Source organism: Micromonospora sp. NPDC049203 (assembly GCF_043197215.1).
Taxonomy (GTDB): Bacteria; Actinomycetota; Actinomycetes; order Mycobacteriales; family Micromonosporaceae; genus Micromonospora.
In genome coordinates, this window is sequence record NZ_JBICSV010000012.1 from 39232 (window position 1) to 52048 (window position 12817).

Annotated in this window: 16 protein-coding genes; 8 read left to right on the forward strand and 8 right to left on the reverse strand. The window is 73.1% G+C overall.

Annotated features, from left to right (window positions below):
• Positions 1-20 precede the first annotated feature (20 nt).
• A complete protein-coding gene (gene fdhD / locus ACGFIA_RS25390) occupies positions 21-872 on the reverse strand; it encodes a formate dehydrogenase accessory sulfurtransferase FdhD (protein WP_357382053.1) in 852 nt (283 codons plus the stop codon).
• 243 nt (positions 873-1115) lie between these two features.
• Here fdhD and ACGFIA_RS25395 point away from each other — a divergent pair, with 243 nt between their 5' ends.
• The 3 genes from ACGFIA_RS25395 to ACGFIA_RS25405 all read left to right on the forward strand — a co-directional run bounded on the left by ACGFIA_RS25395 (position 1116) and on the right by ACGFIA_RS25405 (position 3238).
• Complete coding sequence (locus tag ACGFIA_RS25395; RefSeq protein ID WP_393262466.1) at positions 1116-1817, forward strand: molybdenum cofactor guanylyltransferase; 702 nt, start codon at positions 1116-1118, stop codon at positions 1815-1817.
• On the forward strand, positions 1814-2071 hold the full coding sequence (locus tag ACGFIA_RS25400; RefSeq protein ID WP_357382049.1) for a DUF6457 domain-containing protein: 258 nt from the start codon (positions 1814-1816) through the stop codon (positions 2069-2071). The genes ACGFIA_RS25395 and ACGFIA_RS25400 overlap by 4 nt, the downstream gene beginning before the upstream one ends.
• 66 nt (positions 2072-2137) lie before the next feature.
• Positions 2138-3238 (forward strand): hypothetical protein, encoded by a 1101-nt coding sequence (locus ACGFIA_RS25405; RefSeq protein WP_357382047.1) that lies wholly within the window; start codon positions 2138-2140, stop codon positions 3236-3238.
• Between the two features lie 6 nt (positions 3239-3244).
• Here ACGFIA_RS25405 and ACGFIA_RS25410 read toward each other — a convergent pair whose 3' ends face one another.
• Both ACGFIA_RS25410 and ACGFIA_RS25415 read right to left on the reverse strand, forming a co-directional pair.
• Positions 3245-4201 (reverse strand): zinc-binding dehydrogenase, encoded by a 957-nt coding sequence (locus ACGFIA_RS25410; protein ID WP_357479682.1) that lies wholly within the window; start codon positions 4199-4201, stop codon positions 3245-3247.
• 55 nt (positions 4202-4256) lie between these two features.
• Entirely contained in the window at positions 4257-4715 is a 459-nt protein-coding gene (locus ACGFIA_RS25415; RefSeq protein WP_013289323.1) for an Lrp/AsnC family transcriptional regulator, read from the reverse strand.
• 59 nt (positions 4716-4774) lie between these two features.
• On the opposite strand from ACGFIA_RS25415, the gene ddaH reads away from it, so the two are divergent.
• Positions 4775-5608, forward strand: a complete 834-nt coding sequence (ddaH, locus tag ACGFIA_RS25420; protein WP_357382043.1) for a dimethylargininase — start codon at positions 4775-4777, stop codon at positions 5606-5608.
• Between the two features lie 64 nt (positions 5609-5672).
• Here the strand turns inward: ddaH and ACGFIA_RS25425 are convergent, their stop codons facing one another.
• Both ACGFIA_RS25425 and ACGFIA_RS25430 read right to left on the reverse strand, forming a co-directional pair.
• Positions 5673-6896, reverse strand: a complete 1224-nt coding sequence (locus ACGFIA_RS25425; protein WP_357382042.1) for an ABC transporter substrate-binding protein — start codon at positions 6894-6896, stop codon at positions 5673-5675.
• Between the two features lie 48 nt (positions 6897-6944).
• Entirely contained in the window at positions 6945-7772 is an 828-nt protein-coding gene (locus ACGFIA_RS25430) for an alpha/beta hydrolase family protein (RefSeq protein ID WP_393262471.1), read from the reverse strand.
• Positions 7773-7830: 58 nt separating this feature from the next.
• Here ACGFIA_RS25430 and ACGFIA_RS25435 point away from each other — a divergent pair, with 58 nt between their 5' ends.
• Positions 7831-8421, forward strand: coding sequence for a bacterial proteasome activator family protein (locus ACGFIA_RS25435; RefSeq protein ID WP_355093734.1), 591 nt, complete (start codon positions 7831-7833; stop codon positions 8419-8421).
• Between the two features lie 35 nt (positions 8422-8456).
• Here ACGFIA_RS25435 and ACGFIA_RS25440 read toward each other — a convergent pair whose 3' ends face one another.
• The 3 genes from ACGFIA_RS25440 to ACGFIA_RS25450 all read right to left on the reverse strand — a co-directional run bounded on the left by ACGFIA_RS25440 (position 8457) and on the right by ACGFIA_RS25450 (position 10993).
• Positions 8457-9269 (reverse strand): HAD family hydrolase, encoded by an 813-nt coding sequence (locus ACGFIA_RS25440; protein WP_357382038.1) that lies wholly within the window; start codon positions 9267-9269, stop codon positions 8457-8459.
• Complete coding sequence (locus ACGFIA_RS25445) at positions 9269-10090, reverse strand: HAD family hydrolase (protein ID WP_357382036.1); 822 nt, start codon at positions 10088-10090, stop codon at positions 9269-9271. The genes ACGFIA_RS25440 and ACGFIA_RS25445 overlap by 1 nt, the downstream gene beginning before the upstream one ends.
• Positions 10091-10258: 168 nt before the next feature.
• On the reverse strand, positions 10259-10993 hold the full coding sequence (locus tag ACGFIA_RS25450; protein WP_357382034.1) for a hypothetical protein: 735 nt from the start codon (positions 10991-10993) through the stop codon (positions 10259-10261).
• Between the two features lie 117 nt (positions 10994-11110).
• On the opposite strand from ACGFIA_RS25450, the gene ACGFIA_RS25455 reads away from it, so the two are divergent.
• The 3 genes from ACGFIA_RS25455 to ACGFIA_RS25465 all read left to right on the forward strand — a co-directional run bounded on the left by ACGFIA_RS25455 (position 11111) and on the right by ACGFIA_RS25465 (position 12788).
• Positions 11111-11539, forward strand: a complete 429-nt coding sequence (locus ACGFIA_RS25455; protein WP_013289315.1) for an OsmC family protein — start codon at positions 11111-11113, stop codon at positions 11537-11539.
• A gap of 89 nt (positions 11540-11628) precedes the next feature.
• Positions 11629-11973, forward strand: a complete 345-nt coding sequence (locus ACGFIA_RS25460; RefSeq protein ID WP_262013027.1) for a metallopeptidase family protein — start codon at positions 11629-11631, stop codon at positions 11971-11973.
• Between the two features lie 95 nt (positions 11974-12068).
• A complete protein-coding gene (locus tag ACGFIA_RS25465) occupies positions 12069-12788 on the forward strand; it encodes an AIM24 family protein (RefSeq protein WP_064448083.1) in 720 nt (239 codons plus the stop codon).
• The last annotated feature ends 29 nt before the right edge of the window (positions 12789-12817 follow it).

The window sequence follows — 12817 nt, forward strand, 5'->3', positions numbered from 1 at the left end:
ACGCACGCCCCGGTGAGCGGTCAGCCGATGCGCGCCGCGCCGGTGTAGACGTTCATTGTCGGCCCGCGCAGGAAGCCGACCAGCGTCATCCCCGCCTCCTCGGCCAGCTCGACCGCGAGCGTGCTGGGCGCGGACACCGCCGCGAGCAGCGGCACACCCGCCATCCACGCCTTCTGGGTGAGTTCGAAGCTGGCCCGTCCGGAGACCAGCAGCACATGCCCGGCCAGCGGCAGCCGCCCTTCCCGGGTGGCCCAGCCGAGCACCTTGTCCACCGCGTTGTGCCGCCCGACGTCCTCGCGCAGCACGACCAGCTCCCCGTCGGCGGTGAAGAGGCCGGCGGCGTGCAGGCCGCCGGTGCGGTCGAAGGCACGCTGCGCGGCGCGCAGCCGGTCCGGCAGCCCGGCCAGCAGCTCGGCGGTGACCACCAGTGGGTCGTCCCGCACCGGGAACTGCGAGCGGGTCCGCACCGACTCGATGCTCGCCTTGCCGCACACGCCGCACGAGCTGGTGGTGTAGAAGTTGCGCGACGGGTCGGTGACGGGCTCGGGCACGCCGGGCGAGAGCACCACGTCGACCACGTTGTAGGTGTTCGGGGTCTCCACCCCGGCGCAGAGCTGCGCGGTGTGCACGTCCTCCGCCGACCGGATCAGCCCTTCGGTGAGCAGGAAGCCGATCGCCAGGTCCAGGTCGTCGCCGGGCGTACGCATCGTCACCGCCAGCGGCCGGCGCCGGCCCGGACCGGCCGCACCGACGCGGATCTCCAGCGGCTCCTCCACGGCCAGGGTGTCCTGCCGCCGGATCCGCCCCCTGCCGTCCCCGGCCGCGCCGAGGTCGATCCGCAGCACACCACGCCGATCCGTCGCCCGTCCCATGCCGCCATCCTCCCCGGGCGCCCCGCCGCCCGCACGTCGCCCCAGGTCTTCCCGCCTTCCCCGGCCCTCGGCCGGCCCCGGCCAGCCCTCGGCCCGATGATCGATACCAGTTCGGTGAAGTGGCGGTACCGGAGGCCTTGATTCCCCACCACTTCGGTGAGGAACAGTCGATGAACGCCGGACAACGCCGGGCGCCGGCCCGGGTGGGGAAGCGGCGGTTGTGGCTGTGGCTACTGTGAGGCGGTGACGGGGTACGCGGCGATCCTGCTCGCCGGTGGCGCGGCCCGGCGGATGGGCGGGGTGGACAAGCCGGCCCGTGCGGTCGGCGGCCGGCCGATGCTGCACCGGGTCCTGGACGCCGTGACCGACGCGGACCAGCGGATCGTGGTCGGCTCGTCCGGCCCGGTGCCCAGTGGAGTCCGGACGACCCGGGAGGAGCCGCCGGGTGGCGGTCCGGTGGCCGCCACGGCGGCCGGGTTGGCGCTGCTCGACCCCGGTACGACGACTGTCGCCCTGCTCGCCGCCGACCTGCCGCTGCTCACCGCCGCGGCGGTGGCCGAGCTGCGACGCGCCCTCGCCGCCCCGACCGCCGGGCCGGAAGACGCCCTGATCGCCGGGCCGGAAGACGCCCTGATCGCCGGGCCGGATGACGCGCTGGCCGCCGGACGGCAGGCGCTGGATGGGCCCGCCGTCGCGCTCGCCTGCTATGTGGACGGGGACGGCCGCCGTCAGCACCTCTGTGCCCTCTGGCGGGTGCCCGCTCTGCGGGCCGCCCTCGACCGGCTCGCCGCGACGCGCGACGGCTCGCTCGACGGTGCGCCGGTACGCGGGCTGCTCGCCGGGGTTCCGGTACGGGAGGTGTCCTGGTCCGGCTCAGGGCCGCCGCCCTGGTTCGACTGCGACACTGACGAGGACGTACGCCGGGCGGAGGAGTGGACGAGATGACGGTGCTTGACGACTGGGTGACGGCGGTCTGCGCCGAACTGGACCTGGACCCGGCGGGGGTGCCCGTGTCGGCAGTGCTCGACGTGGCCCGGGACGTGGCCCACCAGGTGGTCCGGCCCGGTGCGCCGGTCACCGCGTACCTGCTGGGGGTGGCGGTGGGGCGCGGCGCGGACCCGGCCGCGGCGGCCGAGCGGCTCATCGCCCTGGCCGGCTCCTGGCCGGTGGACCTGGGCGGTTCCACACCGAAGGAATAGCGCCTCGCGCGGGATTCGGTCCCCCTCGCGCCTGGGTAGGGTGGCGGGAACGGACGGAGGCGATCTATGACGGCAGACCACCCCTCGGCGCCGGAGCACCACGCCACCGGCGCCACGCCGGAGCACCACGAGCCGATCCTGCTCGACGAGCCGACCACTGCTGATCTCCGCGCCAAGGTCACCGAGGCCTGGCGCGAGTTCGCCCGGGCGCTCGCCGACCGGCTGCGCGGGCTGCCCACGGGCGGGCATCTGGAGGTGACGCTCGACCCGACCGCCTCGGGCACGGGGGACGCCGTCTACTCGGTGAGCGTGGACGCCGGCGAGGAGGGACGCCTCTCGGCCCGCGCGGTCGGCAACGCCACGCTGCCGCAGGGCTACCGGCTGGACCGGGCGGCGGTGGCCGACATGGTGGCGCTCGGCTGGTCACCGCCGGGTGTGGTGCCGGGCTCCGGCGAGCAGTTCGGGCTGGACTGCGGCGCCGACGAGGCGACCCGGCTGGCCGCCGTGCTGTCCCGGACGCTGCGCGACGTCTACGGCGCCCCGCATCCCGCCTTCCTGGTCTACCTGGTGCACGACACCGAGGGTGAGCCGTTGCCTGTGGAACCGCTCGGCACCGCTCGCAGCGAGTTCGGCCCGGACCGCGACGTCGAGGCCGACCTGGACGAGGCGCTGGCCGCGGCGGCGGCCGCCCAGGCCGGCGAGAACGACGTGCTGGCGCTGGCGGAGCGGGTCCGCACCGTCGTGTCGACGATGCTGAAGTCCACGTCCGACAAGCTCCAGGTCGACTCCGACGGTGACATAAACATCCGGGCCGGGTCGGCCATGGTCTTCGTCCGGGTGCGGGACAACCCGCCGCTGGTGGACGTCTTCTCGCCGGTGCTGACCGAGGTCGAGCCGACCGAGCGCCTGTATGTGAAGCTCTCCGAGTTGACCAACCGGATGCCGATCGGCCGGCTCTACTGCGCCGACGACACGGTGTGGGCGTCGATCCCGGTCTTCGGCCGCAACTTCCAGGCCACCCATCTGATGCTCGCGGTGCAGGTGATGACCGGTCTCGCCGACGAGCTGGACGACCGTCTGCACGGCGAGTTCGGCGGCAAGCGCTTCTTCGGCGAGGGCGACAAGCCGGCCCGGGCCGAGGACCACCGCACCGGCATGTACCTCTGAGCCGGATCAGCGTACGTCGAGCAGGGTCTTGCCGACGGTCTCCCGCGCCTCGATCGCGGCGTGCGCGGCGGCGGCCCGGTCCAGCGGGAAGCGCTGCCCGATCAGGGGGCGTAGCCGTCCGGCGGCGCCCTCGGCGAGCGCCGCCTCGGTGAGGGCGCGCAGCTCGTCCGGGCCGGGTCGTGGGCTCAGCAGCGTGACGCCGCGTGCGGCGGCCGCCTCGGCCGGGATGTCCGCCCAGGTGCCGCCGGCCAGCCCGAAGCTGAGCATCCGCCCGCCGCGGTCCAGCAGGCCGAACGCCTCCCGGGCGATCGACCCGCCGACGCCGTCGAACACCACGTCGACCGCGCCGACGGCGTCCCGGACGCGGTCGGTCCAGCCGGCCTGCCGGTAGTCGACCACCACGTCGAGGCCGGCGGCGCGGAGCAGGTCGACCTTGCGGGCGCCACCGGCGGCGGCCACCACCGTCGCCCCGGCCGCCGCCGCCGACTGCGTGAGCAGCGACCCGACGCCACCGGCCGCCGCCTCGACCAGGACCCGGTCACCCCGCCGCAGCCCGGCAGCCCGCGCCAGCATGAGGGCGGTCCGGCCGTCGGCCATCAGCGCCACCGCCGCGTCCAGCGGCAACCCCGGGGGTACGGGGACCGGCGCGGCCTGGTCGACCACGACGCGCTCGGCGTACCCGCCGGTGCCGCCGGTGGCGGTGACCACGACGCGGCCGGCGAGCGCCGGGTCGGCGTCCGGTCCCAGCGCGGTGATCGTGCCGCCGACCCCGTTGCCGGGGATCACCGGCAGTTCGGCGCCGAACGGCCCGAAGCCGCTGGCCCGGAACATCGTCTCGACGAACGTGATGTTCGCGTGTGCCACGTCGACGAGCACCTGGCCCGGTCCGGGTGCCGGGTCGGGTGCCGTCCCGGGCACGAGCACCTCCGGTCCGCCGAACTCCCGCAGCCACACCGCACGCATACCGCCTCCTCGTCTTCCGCCGGACACGAGTGCACGACATGAAGCGAGGTTGAGGTCAAGGGGTGGACGGCCCGACGCCCGGGGACTCGACCAGCCGGGAGAGCACGATGGTGCTGCGGGACGAGGTGACGAACGATTCGGCGCGCAGCCGTTCCAGCGCCTCCTCCAGGTGGGAGATGTCCGCGGCGCGCAGGTGCACGAGCGCGTCCGCCTCCCCGGAGACGGTGTACGCGCCGACCACCTCGGGATGCCGGCGGGCGGCGGCGCCGATCTGCGCCGGTGTGGTCCGGCCGGCGCAGAACAGCTCGACGAACGCCTCGGTGGTCCAGCCGACCGCGGCCGGGTCGACGACGGCGGTGAACCCCCGGATCACCCCGGCGGATCGGAGGCGGTCGACCCGTCGCTTGACGGCGGGGGCGGAGAGTGACACCCGGCTGCCGATGTCCGCGTACGAGGCGCGAGCATCCGCGACGAGTAGCGCAATGATTCGCTGGTCAACCGCGTCAATCTGCAACGTTCTGCTCCCCGGAAGCAATGCTTGTGGCTGTTACCAAAGTTGTACCGTACCTACTCTTGGTGACCGTGAACCAGCAGCGAGTCCCGCGAAAGCGGACATATCTCATGTGCTCGCCCGAGCACTTCACGGTCGAATACGCGATCAACCCGTGGATGGACGTGACCACGCCGGTCGACGCCGACCTGGCGGTCAAGCAGTGGGACCGGCTGCGGGAGACGCTCGTCGGGCTGGGGCACGAGGTGCACCTGCTCACCCCCGAGGCGGGCCTGCCGGACATGGTCTACGCCGCGAACGGCGCCTTCGTGGTCGACGGCACCGCCTACGGCGCCCGGTTCAAGCACGAGCAGCGGTCCGCCGAGGCTGCCGCGCACCGGGCGTTCTACGAGGAGCGGGGCTGGCGGTTCATCGCGCCGAGCGAGACGAACGAGGGCGAGGGTGACTTCGCGTACCTGCCGGACGCGCACGGCGGCCTGATCCTCGCCGGCTACGGCTTCCGGACCGAGCCGGCCGCGCACGCCCAGGCGCAGGAGGCGCTCGGCCGGCCGGTGGTCTCGTTGCACCTGGTCGATCCGCGCTTCTACCACCTGGACGTCGCGCTGGCCTCGATCGACGACGAGAACATCGTCTACTACCCGGGCGCCTTCTCCCACGCCAGCCAGCAGGTGCTGGCCCAGCTCTTCCCGGACGCGATCGTCGCGGACGACGAGGACGCGCTGGCGTTCGGCCTGAACCTGGTCAGCGACGGGCTCAACGTGGTGCTGAACAACGAGGCGACCCGGCTGGCCGGCACGCTGAAGGCGGCCGGCTACCACCCGGTCGGAGTGGAACTGGCCGAGCTGAAGAAGGGCGGCGGCAGCGTGAAGTGCTGCGTCGCCGAGCTGCGGCACTGAGCCGGCGCGGACGAAGGGCGGTCTCCCCGCGGGGAGACCGCCCTTCGACGTGTACGGGCGCCGGTCAGCCCAGCGTGGCCAGTTCGTTGATCACGACGTTGGAGAGCAGCCGGCCGTCGGTCTGCACCCGGCGCAGGTACCACTTCTGCTGGGGGGTACGCGTCTGGTTGAACTGCCAGGTGCCGCGCGGGCTGTCCACCTGACCGATCTTGCCGAGCGCCAGGTTGACCTGCTGCGGCGACGGGTTAGCCCCGGCCAGCCGGATCGCCTTGTCCAGCACCAGCGCGGCGTCGTAGGAGGCCATCGCGTACGTGGTCGGCGCCGAGTTGAACGTCTTCCGGTACGCGGAGGCGAAGATCCGGTTCGCGGTGTTGTTGAGGTCGGCCGAGTAGTTCAGCGCGGTCTCGATGCCGTACGACTGGATCAGCTTGCGCTCGCGGCCCTTCTCCCCGTCGTCGAGCTGGTCGAGCGCGGTGCCCTCGGTGAGGAACCCGGGGGCGTAGATCGGTCCCCGGTAGCCCTGGGCGTAGAGCTGCTTGACGAACTGCACGGCCTGCGCGCCGGAGTAGTGGCAGAAGACCGCGTCCGGCTTGCGCCCGAGCGCCTTGCGGATCGGCCCGGAGTAGAGCGTCCGGGAGGGGTTGGGGTCGTCGTCGGTGAAGATCGGGTCCTCGGTGAGCCGGCGGCCCCGCTCGTACGCGCGCCGCAGCCCTTCGACGACGTCCTGGCTGCCCGGGCCGCGGGTGCCGAAGATGGCGATCCGGCTCGACGCGTCCAGCTTCTGGCGCAGGTACTCGCCGAGCGCCTCGCCGGGCTCGGTCAGGACGTACGACGTGCGCCAGATGTAGACCACACCCTGGAGCGTCGACGGGGAGGCGTTGGAGCCGAGCAGCGGCACCCGGGCCTCTTCGACGGCGTCCTTGATCCCGGTCATCACGGTCGGGCTGACCACGCCGGTGAGCGCGAGCACGCCCTCTTTGAGCAGCCGGTCGACGGCGGCCTTGCCGGTGGCGGCGGTGTCGCCCTCCTCGGCGGTCACGAGCGTGACCGGGTGGCCGGCGATCTGCTGGCCGCGCATGCTGAGGAAGAGCTGGAAGCCGTTGGTGATCTCGTCGCCGATGGCCTTGTTCGCCCCGCTGCCGGGCACGATCAGCCCGACTTTGATCGGGCTGCCGGATCCGGCCTGCTCTCCGGAGTCGTCGTCACCGGAGCCGCAGCCCGCCGCCAGTCCGGTGGTACCCAGCGCGGCCAGCAGTTGCAGCGCCCGCCTGCGGTTCATCTGTGCCACCGATTTCCTTCCCGACGGGGTGGCCATGGTGCACACCCCTTCGGCGTTCTACCTGCTCGGCGACGCTGCGTCAATGCCTTGAAGATCATCGTGAAGCGACCGCAACGCCTCGATGACCAGGGGCCAGGCGGTGGAGCCCGGGGCGATGAGTCCGAAATGCTCGCATTCGGGCAGCTCAACGAGCGTGGCGGAGCCGCCGGCGGCCCGATCGGCGGCCACCCAGGACCGGCTGATCGCCACCGGGACCTGGACGTCCGCCTCACCATGAACGACTACCGTACGTGTGCGAACGGGCACCAATGCCGATGGATCCGCCGCCGCGTACCGGTCCGGCACCTCCTCCGGGCCGCCGCCGAGCAGCGCGGCCACCGCACCCCCGTCCAGGTCCAGCCGGTACGCCTGCGCGAGGTCGGCAACCGGTGCCAGCGCGAGTACCCCGCCGACCGTCTCCGGGGCCTGCGCGGCCACGTACAGGGCCAGGTGCCCGCCCGCGGAGTGACCGACCAGGATCGGCGGCACCGGCGCCACCCGGCCGGGCAGCGCGGCGGCGGCCAGCTCCGGCAGCGCGGCGATCCCGGCGCGGACGTCGGTGAGCGTGTGCGGCCAGCCACCGCCCGGCCGGCCGGTCCGGCGGTACTCGATCTGCGCGACGGGGTGTCCGAGCGCGGCGAGCGCCGCCGCCATCGGACCGGTGTGGCTACGGTCGTACTCCGCCCGCCAGAAGCCGCCGTGCACCACGACCACCAGCGGCCGGGGTGGCCCGTCGCCGGCCGGCCGGCGCAGGTCGGCGCACTGGTCCGGGTGGTCGCCGTAGGCGACTGTGGCATCCGGGGGCGGGGACGGGCGGGTCAGCACCTCACGCGGGTCGGAGAGCATGCGGCGACGGTAGCGCCCCGGAGGTCCGGCCGCGTGCACCTGGTTCGCGTGGGTAAAGATGGGTGCCATGACCGAAGCGCACTCTGCCGGACACGACGACGAACAGGGCAACGATGGCATCCCCGGCACCGTGGTGGTGGTCGGGCCGGACGGCCGCCCGGTCGGCACGGTGCAGACCGACGAGGGCAAGGGCGAGGACCCGACCCGCCTGGTCGAGCAGCCGGCCAAGGTGATGCGGATCGGCAGCATGATCAAGCAGCTGCTGGAGGAGGTGAAGGCCGCGCCGCTGGACGACGCCAGCCGGAACCGGATGCGGGAGATCCACGAACGCTCGATCGTCGAGCTGAAGGAGGGCCTCGCCCCCGAGCTGCGCGAGGAGCTGGAGCGGATCTCCCTGCCGTTCACCGAGCAGCAGACGCCGAGCGAGGGCGAGCTGCGCATCGCGCACGCCCAGCTCGTGGGGTGGCTGGAAGGGCTGTTCCACGGCATCCAGGCCGCGCTCGTGGCCCAGCAGATGGCCGCCCGCGTCCAGCTGGAGCAGATGCGTTCCGGCCGTCAGGCGCTGCCCAGCGGCCCGGGCGGCGTGATCCCGGGCATGCCCGGGATGCCCGGGAGCGCCGAGGGCCACGCGCCCGGCCAGTACCTGTGACCCGCCGGCCGGGGCGCGTGAGGCGCCCCGGCCGCTCAGTCCACCCCGAAGACCTTCTCCAGGTACGCCGCCACACCGTCCTCGGTGTTCGGCCCGGTGACCTCGTGTGCGATCTCCCGTACGGTCGGGTGGGCGTTGGCGACCGCCACCGCCCGCCCGGCCCAGGCCAGCATCGGCACGTCGTTCGGCATGTCGCCGAAGGCCAGCACGTCCCGCTCGTCGACGCCCAGCCGCTCCGCGTACCAGGCCAGGCCGGCCGCCTTCGTCACGCCGGCGGCGGAGATCTCGATCAGCCCGCTGTACGACGAGTGCGTCGCCTCGGCCAGCCCTTCCAGCGCGCCCGCCACCACCCGCACGAAGACGTCCGGGTCCTGCTCACCGGCCCGCGCCAGCAGCTTCACCGCGGGCGCGGCGAGCAGCTCCTCCGGCGACTCGACTGCCCGGATCGCGTCGTGGTCGGCGTCCCAGCGCAGCGGGTAGTCCGCCTCGTGCCGCATCTGCCGGCTGTCCACGATCTCCACGGCGAGGCTCACGCCGGGCACCTCGGCCCGCAGCCGCCGGGCCACCTCGGCCAGCAACTCCGGGGCGAGCGGGTCGGCCCGCAGCACCTGGTCGGTGTCCGGGTCGTACACCACCGCGCCGTTGGCGCAGATCGCCGGCAGCGGCTCGGCGAGCTGCTCGTACACGAGCTGGAGCCAGCGGATCGGACGGCCGGTGACCAGGACCACCGGTGTGCCGGCGGCGGCGACCCGGGCCAGCACCGCGGCGGTACGCGGGCTGAGCGTCCGGTCGTCGCGCAGCAGCGTGCCGTCGATGTCGCTGGCGACGAGGCGAGGGGTTTCCTGCATCACCGGGACAGTAGTCGGTCCAGGTAGACGGCCACGCCGTCGTCGTCGTTGCGCAGGGTGACCTCGTCCGCCGCGGCGCGCACCTCCGGGTGGGCGTTCGCCACCGCCACCCGCGCCCACCCCGCCCAGCCGAACATCGGCAGGTCGTTCGGCTGGTCGCCGAAGACCAGCACGTCGGCCGGGTCCACGCCGAGCCGCTCGGCGACCACGCTCAGCCCGCTGGCCTTGTCCGTGCGCGGCGGGCAGATCTCGATGAAGCCGAGCCCGGCCTGGGTGAGCGTGGCAACCTCCGGTGGCACGACCGCGCGGGCCGCCGCCAGCAGTTCGTCGACGTGGTGGTCGGCGGTCCGCGCGAACGCCTTGATCACGTCGCAGGACAGGCACTCCATCCGGCTGCGCGCCTCGAACCGGTCCGGGTAGGGCCAGCTCGGGTGGTAGTCGCCCCACAGCGGCGCGTCGTGCTCGTCCGACGCCTCCACCATCACCGTCAGCGGACCGACCGCCGCCTCCAGGTCGGTGAGGATCCGGGCCAGCACCTCACCGGGCAGGCGCTCGTCGCGCAGCACCAGCGGCCCCTCGGGGTCGCTCTGGTCCACCACCCGGCCGCCGCCGGCCATCACCAGGAAGTCGGCGGCCCGGATGTCGTTGCGAGTGAGTTCGGTCAGGCGCGGTCCGCGGCCGGTCGCGCCGACCACCGGGATCCCGGCGGACCGCACCCGGTCCAGCACCCGATGGGTGTACGCGGAGACGGTCTCGTCGCTGCGGACGAGCGTGCCGTCGAGGTCGGTGGCGATCAGCTTGGGCAGTCCCGGGCGGGTCATGGTTCCTCCTTCGCCCGCCGCCGTCACGCCGGCCGACCAGGTCCTCGGTGCCGCGACCATGGGACGGCGGGCAGCAACCGTATCTCGCGCGACGGGCGGCAACCACGGCTTTCCGGCGAATCGGCGGCGAAGCCCCGGTGGCCGGCGTACGCCCTGCCGGGGCTTGGCTCAGCGGGACCGGTCGGGGTCGGCGAACGGCGTCGTGGGCTGCACAGTCAGGTCCGCCGGGGCGGGGGGCAGATCGTCCTCGTCCGCCCGGCGGCCACGGCCGGGCCGCTCCCCGTCCGGCTCCGCGTCGCCGGTCACACCGCCGGCCGCCCGGCCGGCCAGGTACAGCGCGCCCGCCAGCAGCGCGACGGCGACGAACGCGCTGACCAGGCCGCGTCCGTGCTCGACCTGGAGGCGCTGCTCACCGACGAAGAACAGGATGCGCCGGGCGATCTGTTCGAGGGAGGCGGCGGTCGCGACGAGCACCCCGAGCACGCCCGCGGCAAGACCCAGCCCGGCCAGCCGGGCCTGCTGCCGTACCGCCGGGGTGCCGCGCAGCGCCAGCGCCACCGCCACCGACAGCCCGAGCACACCCACCAGGTACGCCGTCCCGAACCCGCCGATGTCGGAGATGCCGTTCGTCAGCCGGGTGGGTGTCTCGCCGCCCCGGACTTCGGCCGGCACCGCGATCACCAGCCACTCGCCGATCAGCGAGGCGACAGCGGCCACCGCGCCGAGCCCGGTGAGCACCGTCGGCAGGCGACGGTCCCGGCTCAGCGCGGCTAGCGAGCGCCCGGCCCGGCCGGACGACTCCGGCTCGGCGTCGCCCCACTCGACGATCGTGGTGTCGTCGGACCTGTTGTCCTGCATGGGGATCCGCTTGTCCTGCCGGGGAACGGGGAGATCCTGCGACATGGCCACCCTTCCCGTACGCGGGCCTGGGTCGAATCATGGCACAGCCCGCGCCCGCCGGCCGGGATCGCGACCCGAGGTCCGGTGCGGTGCGGCCCGCTTTCGGTTAGCGTCGGTGCCATGCCTATCCGTACCGCATCCGCTCGCTGGCAGGGCAACCTCACCGAGGGGTCCGGCACCGTCCGCACCGGCAAGGGCGGCCTGTCCGGCAACTACTCCTTCAAGTCGCGCTTCGAGGAGGGCGAGGGCACCAACCCCGAGGAGCTGATCGGCGCCGCGCACGCCGGCTGCTTCTCGATGGCCCTCTCCAAGCAGCTCGCCGACGCCGGCGCCCAGGAGACGGCGGTGGAGACCACCGCCAAGGTGCACTTCGACAAGACCGACGCCGGCATGACAGTGACCCGCATCGACCTGGAGACCGTGGGGCAGGTTCCGGGCATCGACCAGGCCGAGTTCACCAAGCTCGCCGAGGCGGCCAAGGAGAACTGCCCGATCTCCCGGCTGCTGTCGCCGGGCGCGCAGATCACGCTGAACGCCCGTCTGGCCTGACATCGCGTACGGCACGGCGGGGGTGTCCTGCGGGACGCCCTCGCCGTGCGGTGTGCCCGATCCGGAGGGAGTGACCGGGCCGCGTGGCCGTGGAGATGAGCCGGGACCGGTTCGAGGAACTGGTCGGCGAGGCGCTCGACGAGGTACCCGAGGAACTGCTCGGGTTGATGAGCAACGTGGTCATCCTGGTGGAGGACGACCCGCCGCCGGGTGAGGACCTGCTCGGCCTGTACGAGGGGCACGCGCTCACCTCTCGCGGCTGGGACTACTCCGGCGTGCTGCCCGACCGCATCCTGATCTACCGCAACCCGATCCTGGCGATCTGCGACACCGACGACGACGTCGTCGACGAGGTCGCGATCACAGTGGTGCACGAGATCGCCCACCACTTCGGCATCGACGACGAGCGCCTGCACGCCCTGGGCTGGGGCTGACCGGCCTCCGGCACGTCCCCGCCCGGCTGATCCCGGCGGTTGCGCCGGTCCCCTAACCTGCGGATCAGGCAGATCCTGATGCAGGAGGAAAACCCATGCGCAGCGCGCTGTTCTCCGCGGAGAACCTTGAGAAGGAGTCCCAGCAGCCGGGCATGCGGTTGCAGAACTCCAAGATGCTGAAGATCGAGTTGAACGGCGAGGCGATGGCCCGGGTCGGCTCGATGGTCGCCTACCAGGGGCAGGTGCAGTTCCAGGCGCTCGGCTCCGGCGGCATCGGCAAGTTCATCAAGCAGCGGCTCACCGGTGAGGGCGTGCCGCTGATGAAGGTCTCCGGGCGCGGTGACGTCTTCCTCGCCGACTTCGCCAAGGACGTGCACGTCATCGACCTGGAGCCCGGCGACGCGCTGTCCATCAACGGCTCCAGCGTGCTGGCGTTCGACTCGACGCTCCAGTACGACATCAAGATGGTCGGCGGTGCCGGTTTCGCGTCCTCGTCCGGCCTGTTCAACTGCGTCTTCACCGGCCACGGCCGGATCGCCATCACCACAAAGGGCACTCCGGTGGTGCTCAACGTGGACGCCCCGACGTACGTGGACCCGCAGGCGGCCGTCTGCTGGTCGGCGAACCTCCAGACCGGCTACCACCGCGCCGAGCAGCTCGGCCTCGGCACGCTGCTCGGCCGCAGCACCGGTGAGGCGTTCACGATGAGCTTCGCCGGTCAGGGCTTCGTCGTGGTCCAGCCCTCGGAGGAGCCTCCGGTGGCCGGCAGCGGCTCCCAGCAGCAGGGCGGCGTGCTCGGCGGCCTGTTGCAGTGACCGCCCGGTGCCCGGGGCGTCCGCCGAGG

Bases quoted from the DNA above. Each gene is read 5' to 3' on its own strand.
- fdhD (WP_357382053.1), bottom strand. From the start codon at position 872: ATGGGACGGGCGACGGATCGGCGTGGTGTGCTGCGGATCGACCTCGGC.
- ACGFIA_RS25400 (WP_357382049.1), top strand. From the start codon at position 1,814: ATGACGGTGCTTGACGACTGGGTGACGGCGGTCTGCGCCGAACTGGAC.
- ACGFIA_RS25405 (WP_357382047.1), top strand. From the start codon at position 2,138: ATGACGGCAGACCACCCCTCGGCGCCGGAGCACCACGCCACCGGCGCC.
- ACGFIA_RS25410 (WP_357479682.1), bottom strand. From the start codon at position 4,201: ATGCGTGCGGTGTGGCTGCGGGAGTTCGGCGGACCGGAGGTGCTCGTG.
- ACGFIA_RS25430 (WP_393262471.1), bottom strand. From the start codon at position 7,772: ATGCTCTCCGACCCGCGTGAGGTGCTGACCCGCCCGTCCCCGCCCCCG.
- ACGFIA_RS25435 (WP_355093734.1), top strand. From the start codon at position 7,831: ATGGGTGCCATGACCGAAGCGCACTCTGCCGGACACGACGACGAACAG.
- ACGFIA_RS25440 (WP_357382038.1), bottom strand. From the start codon at position 9,269: ATGCAGGAAACCCCTCGCCTCGTCGCCAGCGACATCGACGGCACGCTG.
- ACGFIA_RS25445 (WP_357382036.1), bottom strand. From the start codon at position 10,090: ATGACCCGCCCGGGACTGCCCAAGCTGATCGCCACCGACCTCGACGGC.
- ACGFIA_RS25450 (WP_357382034.1), bottom strand. From the start codon at position 10,993: ATGTCGCAGGATCTCCCCGTTCCCCGGCAGGACAAGCGGATCCCCATG.
- ACGFIA_RS25455 (WP_013289315.1), top strand. From the start codon at position 11,111: ATGCCTATCCGTACCGCATCCGCTCGCTGGCAGGGCAACCTCACCGAG.
- ACGFIA_RS25465 (WP_064448083.1), top strand. From the start codon at position 12,069: ATGCGCAGCGCGCTGTTCTCCGCGGAGAACCTTGAGAAGGAGTCCCAG.